Here is a 26364-nt window from a genome sequence, read left to right on the forward strand (position 1 = left end):
GGATGAGTTCGCGGAGAGATACCCCTCACCCAAATGAGTTTGTATCTGTCAGCGGTGATGTCCTCTCCCGCAAGGGGAGAGGGCGCAGCCATGCGCATCGTGCGCTGTCCCACCGGCAGCGGAAGAGGCAGCTATACAATCCCTCGATACCTGATCGCGCCAGACGGTCAGAGCTTTGGCGCCTGAACATCGCTAGAGTGCCTCTCGAAATCCACGGAGACCAGCGGTGCACAGCCTTCAATCCAATCCCGACACGCGCGCAGACGATTGGCCGTCCGAGCTCTACCGCATCCTGAAAGCCGCCGACGTGCGGCAGATGTTCTACGTTCCCGATGCCGGTCACAGCCAGCTCATCCGCCTGTTCTCCGCCGACCGCGACGTCACCACCAACGTGCTGACGACGGAAGAGGAGGGCGTCGCCATCGCCGCAGGCGCCTGGCTCGGCGGCCAGCGTAGCGTGCTCTTGATGCAGTCGAGCGGGGTCGGCAATTGCATCAACATGCTGTCGCTGTCGGCGATCGGACGATTTCCACTGCTGATGCTGGTGACGATGCGCGGCGAATGGGCCGAGTTCAATCCCTGGCAGGTGCCGATGAGCCGTGCGACGCAGCCCTCGCTGGAAGCGATTGGTTTGAAGGTGATGCGCGCGGAGACGGCGGAGGATCTGGTCGAGACCGTGGAATCGGCCGCAGCGCTCGCCTACGATTCCGATCAGCAGATCGCGGTGCTGATCGGGCAACGCCTGATCGGCAAGAAGAAGTGGTGATGCCAATGCAAGCTCAGCTCGACCGCCGCGCCGCCGTCGCCGCGCTCCTGAAGAATCGCAAGGACACGCTGGTCGTGTCCGGCCTCGGCTCGCCGACCTATGATCTTCATTCGGTCGGCGACCATGACGGCAATTTCTATCTCTGGGGCGCCATGGGCGGCGCCGCGCTGATCGGGCTTGGCCTCGCGCAAGCCCAGCCGGGAAAGCGCGTCCTCGCTTTGACCGGGGATGGCGAGCAATTGATGGGCCTCGGCGGCATCGCCACCATCGGCGTCGCGCGCCCGCGCAATCTCGACATCGTCGTGATCGACAACCAGCATTTTGGCGAGACCGGTATGCAGGCCAGCCACACCGGGCGCGGCGTCGATCTCACTGCGATCGCTGTGGCCTGCGGCTTTGCCGCGACCGGGACCGTGCGGACGCTCGAGGAGGTGGAACGTCTGGCGACGCAGCTCGACGAGCCGGCCGATGGCCCGCGCCTTTTTGTCATCAAGGTTCTGGCCGAAAATCCGCCGCGCTCGCTACCCTCGCGCGATGCCGTCTTTATCAAGAACCGGTTCCGTGCTCATCTTAGCTTCGCGTCGGTCTGAGCCGGGTTTCTCGCCCGGCGACAGTCTGCTGTCGAAGCAGCTACTCTGGAGTGAGACCATGAAACTATCCGGCAAGGTCGCCGCCATCACCGGCGCGGCGCGCGGTATCGGCAAGGCTTGCGCAAAGCGATTCCTGGACGACGGCGTCAAGGTCGTCATCTCGGATGTCGATGCCGAGGGCTTGGCCGCGACGGCCGCCGAACTCGCGCGACCGGATGCCTTGCGCACTGTCGTCGGCAATGTCGCAAAGCGTGCCGATGTCGACCAGCTGGTCGCAACTGCCGCAAAAGAGTTCGGCCGGCTCGATATCATGGTCAACAATGCCGGCGTCGCTCGCAACCGGGACCTCCTGGAGATCTCCGAAGAAGAATTCGATGAAATCATCGGCATCAACCTGAAGGGCGCGTTCTTCGGCGTGCAGGCGGCGGCGAAGCAGATGATCGCGCAAGGCGGCGGCGGGGTCATCATCAACATGTCCTCGGTCAATGCACTGCTGGCAATCCCGGCGCTTGCGACCTACGCCATGTCCAAGGGCGGCATGAAGCAGCTCACCTCGGTCGCTGCCGTCGCACTCGCTCCGCACAATATTCGTGTCGTCGCGGTCGGGCCGGGCACGATTCTGACCGACATGGTGGCATCGTCCATCTACACCTCGGAAGATGCCCGCAAGACCGTGATGTCACGCACGCCGGCCGGCCGTGGCGGCGAGCCGAGCGAAGTTGCCTCCGTCGTCGCGTTTCTTGCGAGTGACGATGCGTCCTACATCACGGGGCAGACGATCTATCCAGATGGTGGGCGGTTGATTCTGAATTACACGGTGCCGGTGAAGTAGATCACTCCGCCGCAGCCGTCATCCCGTGACCCAGTCGTTTCGAAATGCCGCCCGCGCAATCGCGTAGCGCATGGGCGATCGGGCTGTCCCAGCGCGCGTCAAAAGTGCCTTCCGGCCCCATCGCGGTGATTACCAGCGCGACATGGCCGGAATGATCGAACACCGGCGCAGAGAATGCGTTGACGCCGGGCAGGGGGTCGCCGAGCGCGCGGGCGAGGCCGTGCTTGCGGACCTCTGTGAGCATCTCAGTGACCTTCGCGCCTTTCACGGCGCGCTTCGGATTATAGCCGACGCCATGACGATCGAGGCCGCTTTCGAGCGCGGCGTTGATCGTCTTCTCCGGCAGGAAGGCCGCAAAGGCGCGGCCCGTGGCCGTCTCCAGCAGTGCCATCACCGAGCCGGCGCGCATCACGATGTGAACGGGCTGGCCGGGTTCTTCGAGCTGCACCACGGTCGGGCCGTGCGTCCCCCACACCGCGAGCGAGACCGCATGCCCGATCTGACTTGCGAGCGCCGCGATCTTCGGTCCTGCGATGCGTACGCCGGATAGTCGGCGCAGGCTGATCAGGCCGAGCTCCAGCGCCAGCGCGCCGATCTCGTAACGGCCGGTGGTCTCGTCCTGCTCGATCAGGCCGATGCGGGAGAAGCTGGCGAGATAGGGATGCGCTTTGGCCGGCGTCATGCCGGCCTCGCGCGCGAGATCGCGCAGCATCATCGGCTCGCCGCATCTTGCAAGCGCGCGGAGCAATTCTCCGCCGACCTCGATCGACTGGATGCCGCGGCTCTCTCTTTTCATGCGCCTCCTGGCGTGGCTTACGCCGCGTTGCGCTTGGCGGCGCTGTCGGCGAGATGACGGCCGGCAATGTAGCCGAAGGTCAGCGCCGGCCCAAGCGTGATGCCGGCGCCCGGATAATTGCCGCCCATGATGCTCGCCATGTCGTTGCCGGCGGCATAGAGCCCGGGAATCACCCGTCCCTCCGCATCGAGCGCCCGCGCGTTCTCGTCGGTGACGATGCCGGCATAGGTGCCGAGATCGCCGACCACCATCTTGATGGCGTAGAACGGGCCGTTCTCGATCGGCGCGACGCAGGGGTTCGGGCCGTGCAGCGCATCGCCCTGGTAGCGGTTATAGGCCTTTGAGCCCTTGCCGAAGGCGGCGTCGTGTCCCTGTGGTGCGGTCGCATTGAACTGCTTGACGGTCTCGGTAAACGCGCTGGCATCGATACCCGCTTTTGCCGCGAGTGCCTCCAGTGTCTCGCCGCGCATGAGATATCCCGTCTTGAGGTGATGACCCAGCGGCATCGGGAACGGCGGCACGCAGCCGAGGCCGTATTTGCGCAGGGTCTGGTGATCGCAGACCAGGTACGCCGCGATCTCCTCGCCGGGTTTCGCCGCCTTGACCATGGCCTGGACGAAGTCGTGATAGGAATTGCCCTCGTTGGCAAAGCGCTTGCCGTCACGCATCACCGCGATCACACCGGGTTTGGCGCGGTCGATGAAATGCGGCATCACGCCGTGTGAGCCGTCCTTGCGCTTGGTGACCGAGACCGGGACCCAGGCTGCCGCGTTCGGCAGCCTGTCCTCGACATGTCCGCCGGCGCGTTCTGCGAGCCGCAGCCCATCGCCGGTGTTGCCGGTCGGTCCCGGCGAAAAATGCTCGTTCCCGGTCGGCGCGTGCGGGAACATCTTCTTGCGCCGTTCGACATCATGCGGGAAACCGCCGCAGGCGAGCACGACGCCTTGTCTCGCACGAATGCGGACGTCGCGTCCGTCGCGGGCGACAATGGCGCCCGTGACAGTGCCGTTCTCGACAGTGAGCTCGCGCACCGGCGAGGACAGCCACATCGGTATCTTCAGGTCCTGGGCCGATTTTGCCAGGCGCCCGGCGAGCGCATTGCCGTTGGTCAGCGTCATGCCGCGGCCATAGCGCAGTACGTCCATCAGATGCCGCGACAGGCGCTTTGCGACATAGACCGCCGAGCTTAGGGACTTCGTCGCGCGCATGAAATGGACGATGTCTTTGCCGGATCCGAGCATCATGCCGAATACGGTCAGCTCGGGCAGGGGCATGCCGAGGGTCTTGATCTGGTCGCCGAGTTCGCGGCCGTCGAACGGGCGCGCCACCATCGAACGACCACCCTGGGCGCCGCCGGGCGCCTCGGCGTGGTAGTCCGGGAACACCAGCGGCATGTCGAAACGGAGCGCCGTCTTGCTGGTGAAAAAATCGATCGCCTCGGGCCCGGCGCTCAGGAATGCATCGACGCGCGCGGCTTCAAAGTTGTTGCCGGCTTCGTGCCGCAGGTAAGTCCGCGCCTGCTCCGGTGTCTCCTCGATGCCGTAGGCCTTGGCCAGCGAGGTACCGGGAATCCAGAGCCAGCCGCCGGAGCGGGCGGTGGTGCCTCCGAAGCGCGGCTCCTTCTCGACGATCAGCACGTCGAGGCCGCGATAGCGCGCGGTGATGGCGGCCGACATGCCGGAGCAGCCCGATCCGGCCACGAGCACATCGCACTCGTAAGTCTCGTTGCGCTCGTTGCCGGTCATGCAGGCCTCACTTCTTGAGCAACGGACATTTCGACTCGGAGACCGGGCGGAAGGCGTCCTCGCCCTTCACCGTCTTGATGATCTCCAAATAATCCCACGGTTCCTTGGACTGCTCGGGTGTTTTCACCTTGGCGAGATACATGTCGCGAATGACGCGGCCGTCCTCGCGCAAGCGTCCGCCATGAACGAATGTATCCTCGATCGGCAGCTCGCGCATCTTGGCCATCGCCTTGGCGGGATCATCGGTGCCGGCGGCCTTGATGGCCTTGAGATAATGCAGCACCGAGCCGTAGACGCCGGTCTGAATCATGGTCGGCATCACCTTGGTGCGCTCGTAGAATTTCCGCGACCATGCGCGGGTCGCCTCGTCCATGTTCCAGTACGAGGCCGTGGTCATGTAGGTACCCTGCGCGGATTTGAGGCCGATCGCGTGGACATCGGTGTCGAACATCAGGAGGCCGACCAGCTTCTGGCCACCCTGCACCAGGCCGAACTCGCCGGACTGCTTGATGGCATTGTCGGTGTCCTGGCCCGCATTGGCGAAAGCGACGACGTCCGATTTCGAGCTTTGCGCCTGGAGTGCAAAGGACGAGAAATCGGCCGTATTGGTGGGGTGCTTCACCCCGCCCAAAACCTTGCCGCCCATCTCGTTGATGAAGCGCGTGGCATCCTTCTCGAGCTGCTGCCCGAAGGCGTAGTCGGCGGTGATGAAGTACCAGGATTTTCCGCCTTCCTTGATCACGGCGGAGGCCGTCACCTTCGACAGCGCGTAGGTATCGTAGGTGAAGTGCACGGTGTTCGGGCTGCAAAGCTCGTCGGTCAGCGAACTCGCGCCGGGCCCGGAGAGCAGCGCAATCTTGTTGCGCTCGCGCACCATATTGTGGACGGCGATCGCGATGCCGGAATTGGGGATGTCGACGACGGCATCGACCTTGCCGTTGTCGAACCAGCCGCGCACAATCTGCACGCCAACATCGGTCTTCATCTGGTGATCGGCGCTGATGATCTCGATCGGCTTGCCGAGCACGGTGGGCCCGAATTCCTCCAAGGCCATTTTCGCGGCCTCCACGGAGCCCGGCCCGCTGTTGTCGCGGCCCCAGCTCGACAGATCCGTCAGCACGCCGATCCGCACGGCGTCGTCGGAGATTTGCGCGTTCGCAACGGTGGTCATGGCAGCCGAAGTCATGGCCGCGAGCATGGCGCAGGCCAAAAACCCTCTCATCGTCGTTCCCTCTCGTTTATGGGCGCGCTTGGCGCGGCCGGTTATTGTGGCAGCAAGTTAGATATTAGCAAATAAGTTTGTCAATGGAGAATAAAGGCTCCGCGTCGTCTTGGCGAAGGCCGGGACCCATACCGCGTGATCTCTCGAAGTCGGGCGGTCGCAGTACCGGGGCGCCGGTCTTTGCCAAACTCCTCCCTGTGATTATGGGTCCCGGCCTTCGCCGGGACGACAGTGAGGAGGCAGTGGCGCGAAAATCTCGCATTCTGATCTTGGGAGAACTAACACTCCCGCAAGTTGCAACCGCCACAACGATTGGCCATCATGTCGCCCAGGAATCTTGGGGCGGATGGCAATGACGGCAGCATCGGGAGTCTCCACTGCGGCGGAGAAATCGACGACGGCGCATGTGGTGTGGGCAGCCGCGCTCGGCACCGCGATCGAGTGGTACGACTTCCTGATCTACGGCACGGCGGCGGCGCTCGTGCTGAACAAGCTGTTCTTCCCGAGTTTCGATCCCATGGTCGGCACGCTGGCGGCGTTCTCGACCTATGCGGTCGGCTTTGTCGCGCGGCCGATCGGCGGTGCGATCATCGGGCATTACGGCGACCGGCTCGGCCGCAAGAAGATGCTGGTCGCGACCATGTTCGCGATGGGACTGGGCACGTTCCTGATCGGTTGCCTGCCGACCTACAGCCAGATCGGCGTCTGGGCGCCAATCTTCCTCGTCATTTTGCGCTTCGTCCAGGGCATCGGGCTCGGTGGGGAGTGGAGCGGCGCGGTGGTCATGGTGGCCGAGCACGCCGGCAACCGTCGCGGCTTTTACGGCAGTCTGGTGCAGATCGGCTTCCCCGTCGGCGTCGCCGCGTCCACCGGCATTTTCGGTCTGATGACGCAGCTGCCCGAAGCGGACTTCCTGAGCTGGGGCTGGCGCGTGCCGTTTCTGATCAGCATCCTGCTCGTCGGTGTCGGCTTCATCGTGCGGCTGAAACTCGCGGAGACGCCGCACTTCAAGGAGGTGCTCGAGCGCAAGGAGGTGCTGGCGCAGCCGGTGCTGGAAGTCCTGCGCCGCGACTGGCGCAGCTTCCTGCTGGCGATCGGCATCACGGTGTCCGAAGTCGGGCTCGCTTATCTCCTCACTGTTTTCACCGTGGTCTATGCCACGACGCAGCTCGGCCTTCCGCGGCAGGTGATCCTCAACGCGGTGGTCTATGCCGCGCTCGTCGAGCTCGCGACGCTGCCCCTCGCAGGCTGGCTGTCCGACATCTTCGGCCGCAAAGCGCTGTATCTCGCCGGCGGCGTGTTCTCGGTGGCGCTGGCGTTTCCGTTGTTCTGGTTCCTCGACACCAGGGAGCCTGCGCTGATCACGCTCGCGCTCGTCGTGACGATGACACTGACGCATGCGCTGTTGTTCGGGCCGAAGGCGGCCTTCATGCCGGAGCTGTTCCGTACCCAGGTGCGCTATAGCGGCGCATCGCTGGGAGCCAACGTTGCCGCCGCGCTCAGTGGCGGCTTCTCGCCGCTGATTGCGACGGCACTGCTTGCATGGGCCGCCTCGTACCGGCCGGTGTCGGTGTATATCATCGCACTGTCGGTCATCACGATCATCGCAACGTTGATAGCGCCGGAGACCGCGCGGGACTCGCTCAGGTCCTGAGGGCCGCCTTCATCTTATGCGCGTTGCCAAAAGCCGGTGCAGCGGGGCGAATCATTAGCCGCGTTTATGCAGCGAATTTTTACTTCCAATTTTACTTCACGACCTCCCGCCCATAGCCTCCCTCGCAATTGATCACATCCGCAGCCGGTCAATGGCGACCGGTGCGCACGTTCATTGTAGCCAACGAGGGTTGCCATGCTTGACAGGGACAAGGGGACATCCACTGCCAATCCGGCGGGGACGAGCGACAAGTCTGCGAAAAAGCTGAGCAGGCGCACGCTGTTGAAGGGCGCCGCGGCGGTGGCCGGCGCGGCTGCAGGATCGGACGCGATCCGCGGATTCCCAACCATCTGGGCGCAGGAGATCAAGGACATCGAGCTGCGCCATGTCGGCGTGTCCTATTCGGTGGTGAAGGCGATCGGCGACCAGGCGGCCAAGGATCTCGGCTTCAAGGTGACGATGCAGAACCTCGACACTTCCGCCGCTATCAACCGCTTCATAAGCCAGCCAAATACGGTCGATATCGCCGATCTCGAGGGCTGGCAGGCCAAGCTCGCTGCCAAGCGCGGCGTGATCCAGGGCATCGAGGTCAAGAAGGTCAAGGAGTTCGACAACATCCTGCCGATCTTTACCAAGGGCGAGATCGACGGTCACAAGATCCCGCGCCAGGGCATCTCGCCCTACGAGGCCATGTATATCGCCAAGCCCGATTCGACCGATTTGAGCGACGGCGTGACCGAATGGGCGACCTTCCTGCCGCAGGTCTACAACGCCGACTCCATCGGCTATCGCCCCGACCTCGTCGGCCAGGAAGTCACGGAATGGAAGGATCTGATCGATCCGAAATTCAAAGGCAAGGCCGCGATCCTCGACGTGCCCGCAATCGGCATCATGGACGCCGCGCTCTGCTTCGAAAGCGCCGGGCTGATCAAGTACGGAAACAAAGGCAACATGACCAAGGAGGAGATCGACTTCACCTGCAACAAGCTGATCGAGCTCAAGAAGCAGGGCCAGTTCCGCGCGACCTGGACCACCTTCGACCAGTCGGTGCAGCTGATGGCGGCGGGCGAAGTGGTCATCCAGTCGATGTGGTCGCCGGCGGTTGCCGCGGTACGCGTGAAGGAAATCCCCTGCGTCTACGCGCCGGTCAACATCAAGAACGGAAAGGAAGGCTATCGCGGCTGGTGCAACGGCATGGGCCTGATGAAACATCTCTCCGGCAGGAAGCTGGACGCGGCCTACGAATATCTCAACTGGTATCTGTCGGGCTGGCAGGGCGGTTTCGTCGCGCGCTACGGCTATTACAGCCCGGTCCCTTCGACTGCGAAGAAATTCCTCACGGCGGCCGAATGGGCGTTCTGGTACGAGGGCCAGCCCGCGCCCGAGGTGTCAACGACCCCTATGGCGTGCCGATGGAGAAGAGCGGCACCAAGCGTGACGGCGGCTCGTTCCTCGACCGCGTCAAGAACATCTCCTGCTGGAACACGCTGATGGACGAAGCCGCCTACATGAACAAGCGCTGGAACGACTTCAAGGTGGCCTGAAACCTGCTTTCCCTGACGTGAACGAAGCGCCGGCGCGGCGATGCGCCGGTGCCAAATGACCGACTTCGAGGCGTTTGCCGACATGCAGCCAAGTCTTAGTCCAGCTCAAACCCCACCACGCGCAAATCTCGCCGGCTGGCTCTACGTGTCGCCGCTCGTGCTGGTGCTTGTACCGTTCTTCGTGGCGCCGATCCTGGTCGTGCTGGCCGCGAGCTTCTTCGCCACCGACGGCTTCGGCGGGCTGACGCCGGGCTTCACGCTCGCAAGCTATGTCGAGGTGCTGCATTCGGCGCTGACGCTGAAGCTGTATCTGGCGACGATCAAGTTCACGTTGCTGACCTGGATCTTCACGCTGATCATCGGCTTCTTCGTCGCATACTTCCTGGTTTTCCACGTCCGCAACCAACTACTGGCGATTGGCCTGTTCCTGCTCTGCACGGTGCCGTTCTGGACCTCGAACATCATCCGGATGATTTCCTGGATTCCGCTGCTCGGCAAGGAAGGCCTGATCAACCAGGCGCTGCTGGGACTCGGTGTGATCCGCCAGCCGCTTGAGGTGCTGCTGTTCTCCGACCTTGCGGTGGTCATCGCCTATGTCCATCAGCTCACCATTTTCATGATCGTGCCGATCTTCAATTCCATGGCACGGATCGACAAGAAGCTGATCGAGGCCGCGATCGATGCCGGCGCCAGTCGTTTCGACATCATGCGGCTGATCGTGGTGCCGATGTCCAAGAGCGGCATCGCCCTCGGCACCATCTTCGTCGTCTCGATCGTGATGGGCGATTTCTTCGTGGTCAAGGTGATGTCCGGCGGCGGCTCGGCCTCTGTGGTCAGCGCCTTCTACGAGGATGTCGGCGTGCTGCAATATCCGACCGCGGCGGCGAGCGCAGTATTGCTGACGCTGGTGCTGGTCGCGATCGTCTCGCTGATCCTGCGCACGGTCGACATCAGGCAGGAGATCACGCGATGAGTGCGGTTCTCGCCGACATGCCCAAGGCTGATGTGTCAAAGGCGATCGCGCCGGTGACAAAGGCGATTGCGCCGAGCAAGGGCGGTCGGCCGTGGACGTTCTATGTTCTGGCGACACTGTTCGCGTTCTATGTGATTGCGCTGTACGGCCCGATGTTCTGTATCTACGTCCTGTCGTTCCAGGACATCCGTGGCGGCCTCGTGTTCCCGATGAAGGGCACTTCGCTGCACTGGTTCGTCGATCTCTTCACCCAAGTGCGGACCGGCGACGTCAAGGGCTCGTTCGATCGTTCGATCAAGCTCGCGATCATCGTCACTATCATCACAGTGGTGGTGTCGTTCCTGGCCGGGCTCGGTTTTCGCAAGCGCTTTCGCGGCGACACCGTCGTGTTCTACATGATGATCGGCAGCCTGGTCGCACCGGGACTCGTGCTCGGCCTCGGTACCGGTCTGTTGTTCCAGGCCCTCGGCCTCAATGCGAGCTGGTACACCTCGGCGCTCGGCGCGCAACTGTCATGGACGCTGCCGTTCGGCGTGCTCGTGATGTTCGCGGTGATGTCGCGCTTCAACCACGTCTGGGAGGAGGCGGCCTACGACCTCGGCGCCAGCCGTTGGCAGTCGATCCGGCTGGTGATGATCCCGGTGCTGGCACCCGGCCTGGTGGCGGTCGCGCTGTTCGGCTTCACGCTCTCCTACGACGAGTTCGCCCGCAGCCTCCAGACCGCGGGCTCGCTCAACACGCTGCCGCTGGAGATCTGGAGCATGACGCTGAACGTCACCTCGCCTTCGCTCTATGCGCTCGGCACCGTGACTACCATCGTCTCCGTCATTGTCATCGGCGCGAGCCTGGGCAGCATCGTGCTGATCCAGAAGAAGCGCGGCAGCAGCACAAAGGGTTGAGCTGGGAAATGAAGAACGATCGCGGCGATATCGAACTGGCGGGCGTCTGCAAGAGCTTTGACGGAGTCGGCAATGTGGTCGACGGCGTCAACCTCAAGATCGCCGACGGCGCCTATTGCTGCTTCATCGGCCCCTCCGGCTGCGGCAAGACCACGATACTGCGCATGATCGCCGGCCACGAGGACCCGACCGCCGGCGAGATCGTGATCGGCGGCCAGAACGTCGTCGGGCTCGCGCCGGTGCAGCGGCGCACCGCGATGATGTTTCAGTCCTACGCGTTGTTCCCGCATCTCACCGTGCGCGAGAACATCGCCTTTGCGCTCCGCGTGCGCGGCATGTCGAAGGCCGATCGCCTCCGCGCAGCCGATGCCATGATCGAGAAGGTGCATCTGACGCAATTCGCCGACCGCCTTCCAGCGCAGCTCTCCGGCGGCCAGCAGCAGCGCGTGGCGCTGGCGCGTGCCGCGATCACCGAGCCGAGGGTCCTGTTGCTCGACGAGCCGCTGTCCGCGCTCGACGAACAGCTCCGCGTGCAGATGCGTCAGGAGCTCAGGCGAATGCAGCAGGAGCTCGGCATCACCTTCGTCCACGTGACCCACACCCAGCTCGAGGCGATCGCGCTCGCCGATCTCGTGGTGGTGATGGAGCAAGGCAGAATCAAGCAGGCGGGCGCGGCACGCGATGTCTACGCCCATCCGCATGATCGTTACGTCGCCGAGTTCATGGGCGGGCAGAACGTGCTGTCGGGACGGGTCGAGAAGGTCAACGGTTCGACCTTTACGCTCGCACAGGCCGCGCCTGATGGCATCGAGGTCCCGCTTCAGGCGCGGTCCACGGTCAGCGTCGGCGACAAGATCGACATCGCCGTGCGCCGCGACGATGTCGCGCTGGTCCGGCCGGGCAGGGCGCTGCCGCCGGGCTGCTCCACCTCGCTGCCGAGTCGCGTGCTCGCGATCGAATACCAGGGCTATTTCGTCAAGGTCATGCTCGACACCGTGCCGGACGACGCGTTCGTGGCCTACGTGCCGGAAAAGACTTTCTTCGCGGATCCCTTCACCGTCGGCGATGTCGTGATGGCCACATGGGCCACCGGCAGCGCGCTTCCACTCGCCTAAAGACCCGTCGCGCACAGGAGTATGATCGTGCAGATATCCTTCACACTCAACGGACGGCCGACAACTGTGGATGTCGAACCGGCGACGCTGGTCGCCGAGCTGCTGCGCGAGCGGCTCAACCTCACCGGCACCCATATCGGCTGTGACACCAGCCAGTGCGGCGCCTGTGTCGTGCACCTCGACGGCCTGCCGGTGAAGAGCTGTACGCTGCTTGCGCCCGCGCTCGACGGTGCGACGCTGCTCACCATCGAGGGCCTGCAAGGTGTGCCGGGTTCGAACCGGCTGCATCCGATGCAAGAGGCATTTCGCGAGCATCACGGTCTGCAATGCGGCTTTTGCACACCCGGCATGCTGATGACGGCGGTGGCGCTCGCGGCCGAGAAGCCGAACCTGACGGAGGTCGACGTCCGTCACGGCCTCGAAGGCAATATCTGCCGCTGCACCGGCTATCAGAACATCGTCCTCTCGGTCATGGCAGGCGCCGCCGCCATGAACGTGGCCAAGGGAGAGTGACCATGGGCCATGTGATCGGGATCGGCGCTTCACCTAAACGGAAAGAGGACCAGCGCTTCCTCACCGGACGCGGCAGTTACGTCTCCGACATCAAGCGTCCGGGCATGACGGCGGGTGTGTTCGTGCGCTCGCCGCACGGACACGCGATCCTGCGCGGCATCGACAAGAGTGCGGCCCTGGCATCGCCCGGCGTCATCGCGGTGCTGACCGGCGAGGATGCCGCCGCCGACAAGCTGGGCTCGCTGCCCTGCGGCTGGGGTATCTCGGATGCCAAGGGCGTGCCGATGAAGGAGCCGCCGTTCCCGATGCTGGCGCAGGGCAAGGTGCGCTTCGTCGGCGACATGGTGGCTTTCGTCGTCGCGGAGACGCCGGCGCAGGCCGGCGCGGCAGCCGAGCTGCTGACAGTCGATTACGAGGTGCTGCCCTCGGTGGTCGGCGTGCTCGAAGCCGTGCGGCCCGGCGCGCCGCAACTGTTCGACGACGTTCCGAACAACATCTGTTGCGATTGGGAGCTCGGCGACAAGGCCGCGGTCGAGACCGCCTTCCGGAAGGCGGCCCATGTCGCAAAGCTCAGCCTCGTCAACAACCGGTTGATCGGCAACCCGATGGAGCCGCGCGCGGCGATCGCCGAATACGAGCCCGGCACGGATCGCTTCACGCTTTGGACCACCAGCCAGTTCCCGCATGTCGTGCGCTTCCTGATGGGCGCGCTGGTGCTGAACATTCCGCAGCACAAGCTACGCGTGGTCGCGCCCGATGTCGGCGGCGGCTTTGGCGTCAAGCAGTTCCACTACGGCGAAGAGGCCGTGATTACCTGGGCCGCCAAGCGCGTGATGCGGCCGATCAAATGGGTCGCGAGCCGGTCGGAAGGCTACGTCTCCGATCGCCACGGCCGCGATCACGTCACCGAGGCCGAACTCGCACTGGACGAGACCGGAAAATTTCTGGCCTTCCGTGTCAACACGCTCGCCAATATGGGCGGCTATCTCTCGACCTTCGGACCGAACATCCCGACCAATCTCTACGGACCGCTGCTCGGCGGCGTCTACACCACGCCAGCGATCTACTGCAACGTGAAGGTGGTGTTCACGAACACGGTTCCGGTCGACGCGTATCGCGGCGCGGGCCGACCCGAGGCGACCTTCGTGCTGGAGCGCATCGTCGACGTCGCAGCCAGCGAGATGGGCATCGACCGCGTCGAGATCCGCCGACGCAACATGATCCCGAAGGGGGCCTACCCGTATCAGACGCCGGTGCTGGTGCAGTACGATTCCGGCGATCCGATGGGGTGTCTCGACGGCGCTCTTGTCGCGGCCGACGTCAAGAACTTCGGTATCCGCAAGGCGGAGTCGGCGCGCAGGGGCAAATTCCGTGGACTCGGCTACTCGACCTATGTCGAGGCCTGCGGCCTCGCGCCGTCACGCTTCGCGGGGCGATTGGGCGCGCGTGGCGGGCTCTATGAGAGTGCCACCGTGCGGGTGCATCCGACCGGCCAGGTCACGGTCATGATCGGCACGCACAATCACGGCCAGGGCCACGAGACGACGTTCGCGCAGATCGTCTCGGAAAAGCTCGGCGTCGCGTTTGACAATGTCGACATCGTGTTCGGCGATACCGATCGCGTGCAGTTTGGCATGGGTACCTATGGCTCGCGATCGCTGGTGGTCGGCGGCGCGGCGCTGTCGAAGGCGACGGACAAGGTGGTCGCGAAAGGCAAGAAGATCGCGGCGCATCTGCTTGAAGCGGCCGAAGTGGATATCCAGTTCGAGGCCGGAAAATTCTCGGTCGCGGGCACCGACCGCATGAGGACGTTCGAGGAGATCGCGGGCGCCGCCTACGTGCCGCACGACTATCCGCTCGAAGTGCTGGAGCCGGGGCTCGAAGAGCAGGCTTATTATGATCCCGTCAACTTCACCTATCCCGGCGGCTGCCACATTGCCGAGGTCGAGATCGACCCGGAGACCGGCACGGTGACGCTGGTCAATTACACCGCGGTGGACGACGTCGGCACTGTCATCAACCCGATGATCGTGGAGGGCCAGTTGCACGGCGGCATCGTGCAGGGCGTCGGTCAGGCGCTGTACGAGAACGCGGTCTATGACGAGGGCTCGGGCCAGCTGCTATCGGGCTCGCTGATGGACTATTGCATGCCGCGCGCCGACCACATGCCGATGATGAACATCGCGACCCATTCGACGCTGTGTACGCACACGCCGATGGGCGTGAAGGGCTGCGGCGAGGTCGGCACCATCGGTTCGCCGGCCGCCGTCATCAACGCGGTGGTCGATGCGCTGTCGCATCTCGGCGTCACCCATGTCGACATGCCGGCAACGCCGAACCGGATCTGGCGCCTGCTGCAGAACGCGTCGCTGCCGGTCGCTGCGGAATAGGGAGGATGACAATGAAGCCGTTTGCCTATCACCAGCCGGACCGGATTCCCGACGCTGCCAAACTGCTGACCTCGATCGAAGACAGCAAGCTCCTCGCCGGCGGCATGACGCTGATCCCGACGCTGAAGCAGCGGCTCGCCAGTCCGCCAGCCCTAGTCGACCTGTCGAGGCTCGGAGATCTGAAGGGCATCACCAACGACGGCGGCACCATCACCATCGGTGCAATGACGCCACATGGCATGGTAGCAGCCTCGAAGCTGGTGCAGACGAAGATCCCGGGTCTCGCCGCGCTGGCCTCGATGATCGGCGATCCCGCCGTACGCATCCGCGGCACTATCGGTGGCTCCGTCGCGAACAACGATCCGTCGGCCGATTATCCGGCAGGTGTGCTCGGATTGGGCGCGACCATCGTCACCAGCACGCGCGAGATCGCGGCCGACGGGTTCTTCCGTGGTCTGTTCGAGACCGCGCTTGAACCTGGCGAGATCATCACGGCGATCCGCTTTCCCGTGCCGCTCAGGGCGGGCTACGCCAAGTTCAAGGCGCCGGCGTCGCGCTATGCGCTGGTCGGCGTGTTCGTCGCGAAATTCGCCGATGGTGTTCGCGTGGCCGTGACCGGCGCGGGCTCCGGCGTATTCCGCGTTCCCCCGATGGAAGAAGCACTGTCGCGAAATTTCGATCCGTCCGCGATCGCGGCGATCAGGATCGACACCGACGGTCTCACCTCCGATGTCCACGCCGAAGCCGACTACCGTGCACATCTCGTCACGGTCATGGCCAAGCGCGCCGTCGACGCGGCGCTCAGCTAGCTCTTTTAGGGTTGATGATGACTGATGGTTCCGGCCGAACGGCCTTCCCGCCGGTGCCGACTGGCCTTGGCTCGCTTTCCGCAACCGAGATCCTGGCCGGCTACCGGCGCAAGGCGTTCACTCCGCGCGATGTCGTCGACGACACCATTGCCGCACTGGAGGCGACGAACGAGGCCTGCAACGCGGTGGTGACGCCGATGTACGGGCAGGCGAGGGCGGAGGCCGACCGTCTCACCAGGGAGATGCGCGCCGGCGAGACCAAGGGAGCGCTCGCCGGTGTCCCCGTCACGATCAAGGACCTGGTCTTTGTCGCGGGCGTGCCGGCCTATGGCGGCTCACCGATGAACAAGGCGTTCGTGCCCGATGTCGACGCGGCGGTTGTCTCAGCGCTGAAGGAAGCGGGTGCGATCGTCACCTGCAAGACCACGACCTGCGAGTCCGGTTACAAGTTGACGGCGGACAGCCCGGTCACCGGCACCACGCGCAATCCCTGGAACCCGGGTCGCACCAGTGGCGGATCGAGCGGCGGCGCGGCGGCGGGCGTTGCCGCCGGCTGCGGTCCGATCGCGATCGGAACCGATGGGGTCGGCTCGATCCGCGTGCCCTCGTCCTTCTGCGGTGTGTTTGGCCTGAAGCCGACCTTTGGCCTGGTGCCCCGTTCGCCCGGCTTCTCGCCACCGTCCTGGGGCTCGCTCGCGCATACCGGGCCGATTACGCGCACGGTCGCGGATGCCGCGCTGACGCTGGAGATCATCGCTGCTTACGATCTGCGCGATCCCGCGAGCCTGCCGGTGGCGGCGCGTCGGTTCGATACGAAGGCCGCGCCGTTGAACGGCATTCGCATCGGCGCCAGCGTCGATCTCGGCTACGCCGCGGTCAGCCCCGATGTGCGCGCGGCGTTCGGCAAGGCGCTGGCCATTCTCGATGCCTGCGGCGCGCAGGTCACCATGGATGGTCCGGGCCTCGATCCCGGGATCCTGGAGCACACGCTGAAGCCGATCGCCTTTACCGAACAGGCGGGCGCGGTCTCGAGCAAGACCACGGCCGATCTCGCCAGCTCCGAAGCAGATTATCTTGACGTCATCAGTGCCGGCAGGCGCTACAGCGGCACGGACTATATCGAAGCAGGGTATCGCCGCGCCCAGGCTCGCAGCAGCTTCCTGAAGCTGTTCGAGCGCGTCGATGCGCTGGTGACGCCGACCGTCGCGGTGACCGCGTTCGAGGCCGGCCGCCTCGGCGTCGACACGATCGACGGCGGCAATGTCGATCCGCATCTCGGCTGGTCGCCCTTCACCTGGCCGATCAATCTCGCCGGCCTTCCGGCCGCGACGCTGCCCTGCGGCTTCGATCGCGATGGGCTGCCGATCGGCTTGCAGATCGTCGCTCCCTGGCTCGACGAGCCCACGATCTTCCGCATCGCCGCTGCGTTCGAAGCGGCCCAGCCATGGGCGGCGTTCTGGCCGCAGCTGGCGTTGCGCGAACCGGATCGTGCCCGCGCGAAGGCGTGAGCCGAACCCGGCCTGGAGCGGGCCGGCCGCGTCCTGCCGGTCGGCCTCTGCGCCCGAAAAATTTTTCGAGGGGCCCTCTTGAAGTCGACTTGCGTTCTTCTAAGTCATTTTCGCCGCGAGAGCGGTGTGCCGGGTGCCCGCGAGGGGCCCGGAGCGGGCGCCGGGCCGGTGTCTTTGGACCCGTCTAAAACCCTGTCCTGCGCTCCTTCGTATCCATCTTGCTCTTTGGAGGACTTGGTTATGAGGACCACGTTTGACTTCGCGCCCCTGTGGCGCTCCACCGTCGGCTTCGATCATCTGGCGGGTCTCGTCGACAGCGCGCTGCGCCAGGCGAGCGAAGACAACTATCCCCCCTATAACATCGAACGCTCCGGCGAAGATCACTACCGGATCAGCCTCGCTGTGGCGGGCTTTGGCGTCAACGATATCACGGTGACGGCCGAACAGAATGCGCTGACCGTCGAGGGCAAGAAGCCCGAAGGTGCGACGGGCGAATATCTGTACCAGGGTATCGCCGCACGGCCGTTCCGGCGCGTGTTCAACCTGGCCGATTATGTCCAGGTGAAGCAGGCGTCCTTCCAGGACGGCCTCTTGATCATCGACCTCGTCCGTGAGGTTCCGGAAGCGATGAAGCCGCGCCGGATCCAGATCGCGGGCGCGGCCTCTCCTGCAACTCAGATCGAGCAGAAGAAAGCAGCCTAAGCGCTCGATCGAGGGGAATGGTGGAACGCGGCGCTCAGATATGCGCGCCGCGCTCCCACATGCATGAGAGAACGGCCATTCGATCATCAGCACATCCATCCCTTCGAAAGGAGCGTCAGGGGAGGCCCAACCGATGACAAACGTGAATACGAATTCCGGAAATCTCAACCCGCTGTTTCATCCCGCGGTTCACTACGGTTCGCCCGCGGATGTCCTGAATGCAAAGGAGCTCTCCACGCCGGAGAAGCGGATCATTCTGTCGTCATGGGCGTCCGACATGTACGCCGTCGAATCCTGTCCCGCTTTGCGTGAAATTCCCGGCATGAACCGTACGATTCGGCTCGCCGATATTCTCGCGGCCCTGCGCCGGCTCGACGGCGACAATGACGACGACCCGCCGCGCGGCGGCGGCGTCCCGATGCGCTTGCGGCGGCCTTGGGCCGCCGCAGAACGGCGAGGCGCGTGATGCTCACGCAGGCCGTTCTTGCTCTGGTGCTGGTCGGCCAGGTCTCCGCGGCCTGGGCCATTCCATTTCTAGCCTTGCAAGGCTGGCTCGACGTGCCGCCAGACAAACGTGAAGCGGCTCTCTGATTTCAATCTCAGACGATGCGACTGGTCATGAAGACGATTGCTATGCGTTCGTTCTCGCTTGCGTTGCTGGTGCTGATACTGACGGCGTCACATCCCGCCGCAGGCCAGATCCCCGATCTGAAGCCGGGCGGCTCGGTGCCGACTTTGGCGCCTCTGGTTCGGCAGGTGACGCCGGCGGTGGTCAACATCTCGGTGCACGGCCGGGTACGCGAGGACAATCCGCTCTATCGTGACCCGCTGTTCCGCGAATTCTTCGACGTTCCGAGGCAGATCGAGAAGGAAGTCAGCGCGACCGGCTCCGGCGTGATCGTCGATGCCCGGAGCGGCTACGTGCTGACCAACAACCACGTGGTCGAAGGCACCTCCGCCCTCCAGATCACGACCAAGGACGGCCGGCAGTTTTCCGCAAAGGTCGTCGGCCGCGACTCGCCGACGGACGTCGCCGTGCTCCAGATCCAGAATCCGACCGGACTGAAGGCGCTTCCCCTCGGTGACAGCGACGCACTGGAAGTCGGGGACTTCGTGCTCGCGATCGGCAATCCCTTCGGCCTCGGCCAGACGGTGACGTCGGGCCTCGTCAGCGCCCTAGGCCGAACCGGCCTCGGCAAGCAGGGTTATGAAGACTTCATTCAGACCGACGCCGCTATCAATCCCGGCAATTCCGGCGGCGCGCTGGTCAGCCTGCAGGGCAAACTGGTCGGCATAAATTCGGCCATCATCTCGCCCGCTGGCGGCAATGTCGGTATTGGCTTTGCCATTCCCGTCAACATGGCGCGCAAGGTGATGGAGCAGATCATCGCCACCGGCAGGGTCGAGCGCGGTCGCATCGGCATTTCGCTGAAGGACCTCCACCCGTCCGTCAACAAGGGACGCACCGAAGGCGCGCTCATCGCCGAAGTTGCCGCGGATTCGCCGGCCGAGAAGGCTGGCCTGCACAAGGGCGACATTGTCACCACGGCGGAGGGCCGCCCGATCCGCACCGCCGCGCAGCTGCGCAATACCATTGGTCTTGCGCGGGTCGGCGACGAGGTGAAGCTCGCTCTGCTGCGCAACGGCACACCGCTCACGGTCCTCGTCCGAGTGGCTCCAGCAACCGAGCCGCGCAATGCCAATGCAGGAAGCAACCGCCTCGTTCGCTAGGCCAATCAAAGAGGATATCACCGCAGCAAGCCGGTCGCTCTTTGTCTGCGATCGTGGACCCGGGACGCAGTTTGGGACGACCGCTGCGCGAACGTCCGGATGGCTTTATCCCAGCTCGATCGGCTCGCCGCGGCCGCTGAGCTCCTCGTCGAGGCGCAGATAGTGCGCGAGATAGTCGTGCAAGGCGGTCGCCGCCTTCGAGGTCGCGCCGCTCGACTTGTAAAGCAGCAGCTCGATCTTCGGCAGCGGCGGCAGGCCCTCGTTCGGGCCGATCTCGCGCATCGCCGGCACCAGCGCGCTGCGGCCGAGTACGGTCACGGCCATGCCGGCGAAGGCCGCCGCCTGGAGGCCGCCGACGCTTTCGCTGACGCAGGCGATGCGCCAGCGCAGATTCGCACGTTCCAGCGTGTCAATCGCGTAGTCGCGATAGATGTTGCCGGGCGGCAGCAACGCCAGCGGGATAGGCCGTTCCTGGTGCGCGGAGGACTGCTCGCCGGTCATCCAGACCAGTTGCTCGCGCCGTACCACCTGGCCGCCCGTAAAATCGTTCATGCGGGTGACGAGCGCGATGTCGACATCGCCGCGCTTGACGAGGCCCACCAGCGGCGTCGAGAGCGCGCAATTGAGCTCGACCTGGACGCGCGGGAATGATTTTCGGAACACGCTGAGGATCTGCGGCAGCATGAAGGCGGCATAGAGGTCGGGCGTGCCGAGCACGACCTGACCCTCGATCTCCTGTGACGCCAGCTGCGAAATCAATTCGTCATGCAACCTCAGGATGGATTTGGCGTAGGTGAGAACCGTGGTGCCGTCCTCGCTCAGCGTGAGCCGGCGCCCGACATGCTCGAACAATTGCTTGCCGGTGAGCTCCTCCAGCCGCTGCAATTGCAGAGTGATCGCCGGCTGAGTGCGGCCCAGCCGCCGCGCGGTCTCGGTGATGCTGCCGGTCTCGACCACGGAGATCAGCGACCGGAGCATGCGGATATCGAGGCTGATGAGGTTCATGCGGCGTCCATGTCGCCCAGAATTTATGCAAGTTCCATGCTAGGGTGAAAGGGAGCCGGTTCGGAAGGCTCGGCTGCAGCCGGCCTGTTCTAAATTAGTCGACGTGCCGGTCCAGCATTGCTGGCATACTGAATATTGATTATCAGGCGGCTCGGCGCGCATTATGCGCCCAACGAACATAAAAAGGGAGCACAAGCCATGAAAGAGACATCAGCAACGCGACGGGAGCTGCTCGCAATTGCCGCGGCGGCAAGTGCTGCCTCAATCGCGGAAGTTGCGCCGGCCGCGGCGCAGGCCGGCCCGAAGCCGATCTTTCCAGTGCCGATGGTCACCATCCCGATCGTCGGCGAAACTCAGGTGTTCCAGGTCCGCCGCATCTACTGCATCGGGCGCAACTACGCGGCGCACGCGATCGAGCGCGGCTCGGACCCGAACCGCGAGCCGCCGTTCTTCTTCCAGAAGCCCACCGACGCGATCCAGAACGTCGCCGTGGGCGAAGTCGCCGATCATCCCTATCCGTCGCTGACCAAGAACTATCACCACGAGGTCGAGCTGGTCGCCGCGCTGAAATCCGGCGGCAGCAACATCCCGGCCGAGAAGGCGCTCGACCACGTCTATGGCTACGCGCTCGGCCTCGACATGACCCGGCGCGATCTCCAGAACGGGATGGCCGCGGAGAAGAAGCCGTGGGAGATCGGCAAGAGCTTTGACCACGCCGCGGTGATCGGCCCGATCCACCCGGCCAGCAAGACCGGGCATTTCGACAAGGGCGCCATCTCGCTGGCGATCAACGGGACGGTGAAGCAGAGCTCGGATCTCAGCAAGATGATCTGGAGCGTGGCCGAGCAAATCGCAAAACTGTCGGAAGCGTTCGAGCTGAAGGCCGGCGACATCATCTATTCCGGCACGCCGGAGAATGTCGGCCCGGTCGTGAAGGGCGACGTGCTGTTGTGCAAGCTCGACGGCTTGCCGGATATGTCGATCAAGATCGTCTAACGCTCCCCTCTCCCCGCCTGCGGAAAGTGAGGGGCCGGACGTTTCGCTTCGTCATGCCCGGGCTTGTCCCGGGCATCCACGTTTTGGGTGCCGGTTGCGTGGAAGCCCTGGATGGCCGGGACAAGCCCGGCCACGACGACGCTGAGAGTGGCTTCGATCCCATCTGTCGCAGCGCGGCGTCCTGATCTAACTCTGGCCGAGGATCTTCTTTGCGGCGCGAAGATGCGGCTTGTCGATCATCTGGCCGTCGAGGCGCAGCGTGCCGGAGTTCGGATTGCTCGCGAACGCCGCGATCACCTTCTCGGCCCAATTGCGCTCGGCTTCGGTCGGCTCGAACGCCGCGTTGACCACGTCGACGTGCTTGGGATGGATCAGCGCTTTCGCCGAAAAACCGTCACGCCGCGCCGCGCGCGTTTCCTGTTCGAGTCCGGTGAGATTGTCGATGTCGGTATAGACGGTGTCGATCGGCGCGACCTCGGCCGCGGCGGCCGCCATCAGGCAGAGATCGCGGGCCAGACGATAAGGGCTGTGGAACACGCCGCCCGCCGCTTTCTCAGTCGCGCCGAGCGAGGCCGAGAGATCTTCCGCGCCCCACATCAGGCCCGCGAGGCGAGGAGAGCAGCCCTTGTAGCTGCCGAGCCCGAAGATCGAAGCTGCGGTTTCGGTCGCGACGCAGACGATGCGTGTTGAGCCAATGGCGATACCAGCCGCAGCTTCCAAAGCTTCCAGCCAGGTCGCGACCTGTCGCACGTCGTCGCCGCCCTGCGATTTCGGCAGCACGATGCCGTCGGGCTGGCCCGGAATCACCGCGGCAAGGTCGGCGAGCGTCATGCCGGTGTCGAGCGCGTTGACGCGGACATAGAGCTGGTGGGGCTTGTTGCGGCCCTTCAGCATCGTCAGCGTCAACCCGCGCGCCTCCGGCTTCTTGTCGGTGACGACGGAATCTTCGAGATCGATGATCAGCGCGTCGGCGTTGCCTTCGCTGGCCTTCTCGAATTTGCGCGGGGAGTCGCCCGGCACGAACAGCATCGAACGCATCAGACCGGCCTCTTGTGCATCATCGCCATGCGGCGGCATTTGCCGACGATCTCGTCGTTCTGGTTGAGAGCGTGGTGCTCGAACTCGACGATGCCCGCCTTGGGGCGCGATTTGGATTCCCGCAACGAAAGCACCTTTGTCGTCGCCCGCAGCGTATCGCCATGGAAGACCGGTTTCGGAAAAGTGACGTCCGTCATGCCGAGATTGGCAACGGTGGTCCCCATGGTCGTATCATAGACCGTCATGCCGATCATGATGCCGAGGGTGTAAAGGCTGTTGAAAATGCGCTGGCCGAACTCGGTCTGGGCCGAAAAATGTGCGTCGATGTGCAGCGGCTGCGGATTGAGCGTCAGCAGGCTGAACAGGGTGTTGTCCATCTCCGTGACGGTCCGCGTCAGGGGATGCCTGAACTCCTGGCCCACCGAAAACTCCTCGAAATAAAGTCCGGCCATCGCGGTTTCCTCCCTGCGAAATAACGGCGCGCTCGCATCCTCGCGCCGCATGACCCTATGCATGCTACACACAGTTGATAGGGAAATTCACGTATCTGTACCCTGCTTTTCAAGTTAAAGAACGCAAGCGAAGGCACGTTCGGGCGCACCAATCCGCCACGGCCTTCGCGTGGGGAACGCGACGAGGGGGAGATTGCGCGTTCGCTTCTCCCAAGAAGGAGATCAAGAATATGGATTTCGCGCTCACCGCTCAGCAGGAAGCCATTCGCGACGCCGTCGCAAAGGTTTGCGAAGACTTTCCCGACGCCTATTGGCTGAAGAAGGACCACGACGGCGGCTTCCCGCACGACTTTCACAAGGCCATGGCGGACGCCGGCTGGCTCGGCATCTGCGTGCCGGAGGAATATGGCGGCTCCGGCCTCGGCATCACCGAAGCCGCGATTATGATGCGCGCCATCGCGGAATCCGGCGCCGGCATGTCCGGCGCCTCCGCGGTGCACATCAACGTGTTCGGTCTCAATCCCGTGGTCGTGTTCGGCACCGAGGAACAGCGCAAGCGCATGCTGCCGCCGATGGTCGAGGGCCGCGAGAAGGCGTGCTTTGCCGTGACCGAGCCCAACACCGGCCTCAACACCACACAGCTCAAGACCCGAGCGGTGGCCAAGAACGACCGCTATATCGTCAACGGCCAGAAGGTGTGGATCTCCACCGCGCAGGTCGCGCACAAGATCCTGCTGCTGGCGCGCACCACGCCGCTGGAGGACGTGCGCTCGCCGACGCATGGGCTGAGCCTGTTCTATACGGACTTCGACCGCAACAGGATCAAGGTCCACGAGATCGAGAAGATGGGCCGCAAGGTCGTCGATTCCAACGAGCTGTTCTTCGAGGACTTTGAAATCCCGATGGAGGATCGCATCGGCGAAGAGGGCAAAGGCTTCCAGTACATTCTCGAAGGCATGAACCCCGAGCGCATTCTCATCGCCGCGGAAGCCGTCGGCCTCGGCAAGCTCGCGCTGTCGCGCGCGACCGAATACGCCAAGACCCGCGTGGTGTTCAACCGGCCGATCGGCAAGAACCAGGGCATTCAGCATCCGCTGGCTGTAAACTGGGTCGAGCTCGAGGCGGCCTGGTTGATGGTGATGTCGGCGGCCTGGCAATACGACAAGGGCATGCCTTGCGGTGGCGCCGCCAATGCCGCGAAATACATTGCGGGTGAGGCCGGATATCACGCCTGCGAGCAGGCGGTGATGACCCATGGCGGTTTTGGCTATGCCAAGGAGTTTCACGTCGAGCGTTACTTGCGTGAAGTTCTGATTCCGCGCATCGCGCCGGTCAGCCCGCAGCTTGCGCTGAGCTTCATCGCGGAAAAGGTGCTTGGACTGGCCAAGTCATACTAAGCTCGAACACGTACCATTGCCGGGCGCCGCGATATTCGCGCCCGATCACCGTGACGCGCTACGGCAGAGCTATTCGGCCGCGATCCGGTCCATCGCCATGGCCCGAAGCCGGGCGCGCTGGATCTTGACGCCGTTCGCGCTGTCGGTGACGGGGAAGGCCTCCACGACGTAGATCCGAGCCGGGACCTTGTAGCCGGCGAGCCGCTCGCGCAGGCGCGCGATCAGCGCGTCCTGCCGCGGCGGCTCGTGGTGGGTTTCCCGAGCGGGGATCACGAAGGCAACGCAGCGTGCGTTTCCCTTCAGATCGACCGCGACGACCTGGGCGTCGGCCACGCCAGCGCACGATTTGAGTTCGTCCTCGATCTCGCCGGGCGCAACCAGGAAGCCGCCGAGCCGCATGGCGTCGCCCGCGCGGGTTTCGTAGACGAAGGAGCCGTCGCCGCGCAGCTGGCCGATATCGCCGGTGCGGAAGAAGCCGTCCGCGGTGAAGGCGTCGCGCGTCGCGTCGGGATTGTTGTAGTAGCCGAGAAAGAGTGACGGCGCACGGATCTCGATCTCGCCGGAGACGCCGCGAGGGGCGAGTTCGCCGGTCTCGGTGTCGCGCACCCGGACCTTGGCCTCCGGCGACATCGGCCAGCCGCCGCCCTCGATGCGATCGGCGAAGCCATCACTCGAGCGTGCGATCGAGAACAGCGCCTGCACCTCGCTCGAACCGTAGAGGCCGTGCAACGGCATGCCGCGCGCTTCGGCCTCCGCCGCAAGCTCGCGCCAGCCGGGCTGGAACGCGGCAAAGCCGCATGCCTCGAGATGCGGAAATGGATGCGGCGCGTCGGTGAGGGCGAGGATGCGGCGGAACATCTCGTCGGAACCAAAGGCGTGCGTGATCCCGCACTCGCGGAGAATCTTCAGCGCCGGCGCGGCCTCGAAGGCGTCGAGCGCATGGACGGCCGCGCCCGCTGCGACGAAGCCGAGCAGGCTCGTCATGCCAAAAGTGCCGCAGAACGGCAGCATCGCCAGCAGCGCATGGCGCTGCGGCGAGAGTTTGAGCGCCTTGGCAACGGCGGCGGCGTGCGTGGCCAATGTTCGCTGTGAATGCGCGACAAGCTTCGGTCCCTTGGTGGTGCCCGACGTCGTGTAGAGCAGCAGAGGCAGACCGACGTCCTCCTCCTCCGGCGTAGCCGGCGGATAAGGCTTGTCGAAGGCGTCGAAGCGTACGCATGGCCATTGGGCGGGAATCTCATCCGCGCCGACCACCGCGAGTTCTCGCAGCGCGGGCACCTCGTCCTTGGCGACGTCGGCGAGAATAGCGGCAAAGTCGATCGAGCGGAACGCGGCTTCGATCACCATCACACGGGCGCCGGACAGCTTCAGGAGATGCGCGACCTCCGCGCTGCGGTAGCGTGTATTGACGGCGGCGACGATTGCCCCACGCCGGGCGGCGGCGAACAGCAGTGCGATCCATTCGATCCGGTTGACCAGCCAGACCGCGACGACGTCGCCCTTGCCGATACCGCGCGCGGCAAGCCAGGCGGCGGTCTGCTCGATCTGTTCCGAGAATTCGGCGCGCGAAACCAGCGTGCCGTCGAACACGAAGGCGGGATCAGCGGCCGCCTCGGCCCGGATCAGCGATTGCAGCGAGAATTCATTGGCGCTCATGGCAACCGGACTAACCCGACCGCGCGAACCT

24 protein-coding genes and 1 pseudogene are annotated in these 26364 nt (G+C 64.4%); 18 read left to right on the top strand and 7 right to left on the bottom strand.

Annotated elements, in window-relative coordinates; genetic code table 11:
• The first annotated feature begins 226 nt into the window (after positions 1-226).
• From IVB36_RS36005 to IVB36_RS36015, 3 genes are read left to right on the top strand one after another with little or no spacing between them, the layout of a single operon-like run.
• Positions 227-766, top strand: a complete 540-nt coding sequence (locus IVB36_RS36005; protein ID WP_085351930.1) for a thiamine pyrophosphate-binding protein — start codon at positions 227-229, stop codon at positions 764-766.
• Complete coding sequence (locus IVB36_RS36010) at positions 766-1356, top strand: thiamine pyrophosphate-dependent enzyme (RefSeq protein WP_143273367.1); 591 nt, start codon at positions 766-768, stop codon at positions 1354-1356. Before IVB36_RS36005 ends, IVB36_RS36010 begins: the two co-directional genes overlap by 1 nt.
• 58 nt (positions 1357-1414) lie before the next feature.
• On the top strand, positions 1415-2188 hold the full coding sequence (locus IVB36_RS36015; RefSeq protein WP_085351929.1) for an SDR family oxidoreductase: 774 nt from the start codon (positions 1415-1417) through the stop codon (positions 2186-2188).
• Between the two features lies 1 nt (position 2189).
• Here IVB36_RS36015 and IVB36_RS36020 read toward each other — a convergent pair whose 3' ends face one another.
• From IVB36_RS36020 to IVB36_RS36030, 3 genes are read right to left on the bottom strand one after another with little or no spacing between them, the layout of a single operon-like run.
• Positions 2190-2984 (bottom strand): IclR family transcriptional regulator, encoded by a 795-nt coding sequence (locus tag IVB36_RS36020; protein ID WP_085361518.1) that lies wholly within the window; start codon positions 2982-2984, stop codon positions 2190-2192.
• A 17-nt stretch (positions 2985-3001) separates the two neighbouring features.
• Positions 3002-4729, bottom strand: coding sequence for an FAD-dependent oxidoreductase (locus IVB36_RS36025; protein WP_085385314.1), 1728 nt, complete (start codon positions 4727-4729; stop codon positions 3002-3004).
• A gap of 7 nt (positions 4730-4736) precedes the next feature.
• Complete coding sequence (locus tag IVB36_RS36030; protein ID WP_085351926.1) at positions 4737-5951, bottom strand: ABC transporter substrate-binding protein; 1215 nt, start codon at positions 5949-5951, stop codon at positions 4737-4739.
• A gap of 352 nt (positions 5952-6303) precedes the next feature.
• On the opposite strand from IVB36_RS36030, the gene IVB36_RS36035 reads away from it, so the two are divergent.
• The 13 genes and pseudogenes from IVB36_RS36035 to IVB36_RS36090 all read left to right on the top strand — a co-directional run bounded on the left by IVB36_RS36035 (position 6304) and on the right by IVB36_RS36090 (position 19789).
• Positions 6304-7605 (top strand): MFS transporter, encoded by a 1302-nt coding sequence (locus IVB36_RS36035; RefSeq protein WP_204512143.1) that lies wholly within the window; start codon positions 6304-6306, stop codon positions 7603-7605.
• A 195-nt stretch (positions 7606-7800) separates the two neighbouring features.
• Positions 7801-9149, top strand: a pseudogene (locus IVB36_RS36040) (extracellular solute-binding protein).
• A gap of 55 nt (positions 9150-9204) precedes the next feature.
• A complete protein-coding gene (locus IVB36_RS36045) occupies positions 9205-10122 on the top strand; it encodes an ABC transporter permease (RefSeq protein ID WP_085361515.1) in 918 nt (305 codons plus the stop codon).
• Positions 10119-11021: an ABC transporter permease gene (locus IVB36_RS36050; protein WP_247394756.1), complete on the top strand. Its 903-nt coding sequence runs from the start codon at positions 10119-10121 to the stop codon at positions 11019-11021. Before IVB36_RS36045 ends, IVB36_RS36050 begins: the two co-directional genes overlap by 4 nt.
• Before the next feature lie 8 nt (positions 11022-11029).
• The gene (locus IVB36_RS36055; RefSeq protein WP_247394759.1) at positions 11030-12136 is read left to right on the top strand and encodes an ABC transporter ATP-binding protein; all 1107 of its coding nucleotides are present in this window, start codon (positions 11030-11032) and stop codon (positions 12134-12136) included.
• A gap of 21 nt (positions 12137-12157) precedes the next feature.
• Positions 12158-12649, top strand: a complete 492-nt coding sequence (locus tag IVB36_RS36060; RefSeq protein ID WP_247394761.1) for a (2Fe-2S)-binding protein — start codon at positions 12158-12160, stop codon at positions 12647-12649.
• 2 nt (positions 12650-12651) lie between these two features.
• On the top strand, positions 12652-15039 hold the full coding sequence (locus tag IVB36_RS36065) for a xanthine dehydrogenase family protein molybdopterin-binding subunit (protein ID WP_247295049.1): 2388 nt from the start codon (positions 12652-12654) through the stop codon (positions 15037-15039).
• Between the two features lie 11 nt (positions 15040-15050).
• On the top strand, positions 15051-15848 hold the full coding sequence (locus IVB36_RS36070; RefSeq protein ID WP_247295047.1) for a xanthine dehydrogenase family protein subunit M: 798 nt from the start codon (positions 15051-15053) through the stop codon (positions 15846-15848).
• 17 nt (positions 15849-15865) lie between these two features.
• Entirely contained in the window at positions 15866-17356 is a 1491-nt protein-coding gene (locus tag IVB36_RS36075; protein WP_085352025.1) for an amidase family protein, read from the top strand.
• A 240-nt stretch (positions 17357-17596) separates the two neighbouring features.
• Complete coding sequence (locus IVB36_RS36080) at positions 17597-18058, top strand: Hsp20 family protein (RefSeq protein WP_018454031.1); 462 nt, start codon at positions 17597-17599, stop codon at positions 18056-18058.
• A 133-nt stretch (positions 18059-18191) separates the two neighbouring features.
• On the top strand, positions 18192-18524 hold the full coding sequence (locus IVB36_RS36085; RefSeq protein ID WP_085395707.1) for a hypothetical protein: 333 nt from the start codon (positions 18192-18194) through the stop codon (positions 18522-18524).
• On the top strand, positions 18524-18649 hold the full coding sequence (locus tag IVB36_RS40235; RefSeq protein ID WP_018454033.1) for a hypothetical protein: 126 nt from the start codon (positions 18524-18526) through the stop codon (positions 18647-18649). The genes IVB36_RS36085 and IVB36_RS40235 overlap by 1 nt, the downstream gene beginning before the upstream one ends.
• 27 nt (positions 18650-18676) lie before the next feature.
• A complete protein-coding gene (locus IVB36_RS36090) occupies positions 18677-19789 on the top strand; it encodes a trypsin-like peptidase domain-containing protein (protein WP_247394764.1) in 1113 nt (370 codons plus the stop codon).
• A gap of 105 nt (positions 19790-19894) precedes the next feature.
• On the opposite strand, the gene IVB36_RS36095 is transcribed toward IVB36_RS36090, so the two are convergent.
• Positions 19895-20794, bottom strand: coding sequence for a LysR substrate-binding domain-containing protein (locus tag IVB36_RS36095; protein ID WP_018454035.1), 900 nt, complete (start codon positions 20792-20794; stop codon positions 19895-19897).
• A 198-nt stretch (positions 20795-20992) separates the two neighbouring features.
• Here IVB36_RS36095 and IVB36_RS36100 point away from each other — a divergent pair, with 198 nt between their 5' ends.
• Positions 20993-21790 (top strand): fumarylacetoacetate hydrolase family protein, encoded by a 798-nt coding sequence (locus IVB36_RS36100; RefSeq protein WP_085361511.1) that lies wholly within the window; start codon positions 20993-20995, stop codon positions 21788-21790.
• Between the two features lie 186 nt (positions 21791-21976).
• Here the strand turns inward: IVB36_RS36100 and IVB36_RS36105 are convergent, their stop codons facing one another.
• Together IVB36_RS36105 and IVB36_RS36110 are read right to left on the bottom strand one after the other, a co-directional pair.
• Positions 21977-22828 (bottom strand): CoA ester lyase, encoded by an 852-nt coding sequence (locus IVB36_RS36105; protein WP_162496395.1) that lies wholly within the window; start codon positions 22826-22828, stop codon positions 21977-21979.
• Entirely contained in the window at positions 22828-23331 is a 504-nt protein-coding gene (locus tag IVB36_RS36110; protein WP_018454038.1) for a MaoC/PaaZ C-terminal domain-containing protein, read from the bottom strand. The genes IVB36_RS36105 and IVB36_RS36110 overlap by 1 nt, the downstream gene beginning before the upstream one ends.
• A 179-nt stretch (positions 23332-23510) precedes the next feature.
• On the opposite strand from IVB36_RS36110, the gene IVB36_RS36115 reads away from it, so the two are divergent.
• The gene (locus IVB36_RS36115) at positions 23511-24677 is read left to right on the top strand and encodes an acyl-CoA dehydrogenase family protein (RefSeq protein ID WP_007613843.1); all 1167 of its coding nucleotides are present in this window, start codon (positions 23511-23513) and stop codon (positions 24675-24677) included.
• Positions 24678-24746: 69 nt separating this feature from the next.
• Here the strand turns inward: IVB36_RS36115 and IVB36_RS36120 are convergent, their stop codons facing one another.
• Positions 24747-26333, bottom strand: a complete 1587-nt coding sequence (locus IVB36_RS36120) for an AMP-binding protein (RefSeq protein ID WP_247295044.1) — start codon at positions 26331-26333, stop codon at positions 24747-24749.
• Positions 26334-26364: the final 31 nt, after the last annotated feature.

It is taken from the genome of Bradyrhizobium sp. 35 (assembly GCF_023073215.1).
Classification (GTDB): Bacteria; Pseudomonadota; Alphaproteobacteria; order Rhizobiales; family Xanthobacteraceae; genus Bradyrhizobium; species Bradyrhizobium canariense_D.

What these genes read in the sequence shown, in the direction of transcription:
- IVB36_RS36010 (WP_143273367.1), top strand. Translation starts at nt 766, where the DNA reads ATGCCAATGCAAGCTCAGCTCGACCGCCGCGCCGCCGTCGCCGCGCTC.
- IVB36_RS36015 (WP_085351929.1), top strand. Translation starts at nt 1,415, where the DNA reads ATGAAACTATCCGGCAAGGTCGCCGCCATCACCGGCGCGGCGCGCGGT.
- IVB36_RS36020 (WP_085361518.1), bottom strand. Translation starts at nt 2,984, where the DNA reads ATGAAAAGAGAGAGCCGCGGCATCCAGTCGATCGAGGTCGGCGGAGAA.
- IVB36_RS36025 (WP_085385314.1), bottom strand. Translation starts at nt 4,729, where the DNA reads ATGACCGGCAACGAGCGCAACGAGACTTACGAGTGCGATGTGCTCGTG.
- IVB36_RS36030 (WP_085351926.1), bottom strand. Translation starts at nt 5,951, where the DNA reads ATGAGAGGGTTTTTGGCCTGCGCCATGCTCGCGGCCATGACTTCGGCT.
- IVB36_RS36035 (WP_204512143.1), top strand. Translation starts at nt 6,304, where the DNA reads ATGACGGCAGCATCGGGAGTCTCCACTGCGGCGGAGAAATCGACGACG.
- IVB36_RS36045 (WP_085361515.1), top strand. Translation starts at nt 9,205, where the DNA reads ATGACCGACTTCGAGGCGTTTGCCGACATGCAGCCAAGTCTTAGTCCA.
- IVB36_RS36050 (WP_247394756.1), top strand. Translation starts at nt 10,119, where the DNA reads ATGAGTGCGGTTCTCGCCGACATGCCCAAGGCTGATGTGTCAAAGGCG.
- IVB36_RS36055 (WP_247394759.1), top strand. Translation starts at nt 11,030, where the DNA reads ATGAAGAACGATCGCGGCGATATCGAACTGGCGGGCGTCTGCAAGAGC.
- IVB36_RS36060 (WP_247394761.1), top strand. Translation starts at nt 12,158, where the DNA reads ATGATCGTGCAGATATCCTTCACACTCAACGGACGGCCGACAACTGTG.
- IVB36_RS36065 (WP_247295049.1), top strand. Translation starts at nt 12,652, where the DNA reads ATGGGCCATGTGATCGGGATCGGCGCTTCACCTAAACGGAAAGAGGAC.
- IVB36_RS36070 (WP_247295047.1), top strand. Translation starts at nt 15,051, where the DNA reads ATGAAGCCGTTTGCCTATCACCAGCCGGACCGGATTCCCGACGCTGCC.
- IVB36_RS36075 (WP_085352025.1), top strand. Translation starts at nt 15,866, where the DNA reads ATGACTGATGGTTCCGGCCGAACGGCCTTCCCGCCGGTGCCGACTGGC.
- IVB36_RS36080 (WP_018454031.1), top strand. Translation starts at nt 17,597, where the DNA reads ATGAGGACCACGTTTGACTTCGCGCCCCTGTGGCGCTCCACCGTCGGC.
- IVB36_RS36085 (WP_085395707.1), top strand. Translation starts at nt 18,192, where the DNA reads ATGACAAACGTGAATACGAATTCCGGAAATCTCAACCCGCTGTTTCAT.
- IVB36_RS40235 (WP_018454033.1), top strand. Translation starts at nt 18,524, where the DNA reads ATGCTCACGCAGGCCGTTCTTGCTCTGGTGCTGGTCGGCCAGGTCTCC.
- IVB36_RS36090 (WP_247394764.1), top strand. Translation starts at nt 18,677, where the DNA reads ATGAAGACGATTGCTATGCGTTCGTTCTCGCTTGCGTTGCTGGTGCTG.
- IVB36_RS36095 (WP_018454035.1), bottom strand. Translation starts at nt 20,794, where the DNA reads ATGAACCTCATCAGCCTCGATATCCGCATGCTCCGGTCGCTGATCTCC.
- IVB36_RS36100 (WP_085361511.1), top strand. Translation starts at nt 20,993, where the DNA reads ATGAAAGAGACATCAGCAACGCGACGGGAGCTGCTCGCAATTGCCGCG.
- IVB36_RS36105 (WP_162496395.1), bottom strand. Translation starts at nt 22,828, where the DNA reads ATGCGTTCGATGCTGTTCGTGCCGGGCGACTCCCCGCGCAAATTCGAG.
- IVB36_RS36110 (WP_018454038.1), bottom strand. Translation starts at nt 23,331, where the DNA reads ATGCGGCGCGAGGATGCGAGCGCGCCGTTATTTCGCAGGGAGGAAACC.
- IVB36_RS36115 (WP_007613843.1), top strand. Translation starts at nt 23,511, where the DNA reads ATGGATTTCGCGCTCACCGCTCAGCAGGAAGCCATTCGCGACGCCGTC.
- IVB36_RS36120 (WP_247295044.1), bottom strand. Translation starts at nt 26,333, where the DNA reads ATGAGCGCCAATGAATTCTCGCTGCAATCGCTGATCCGGGCCGAGGCG.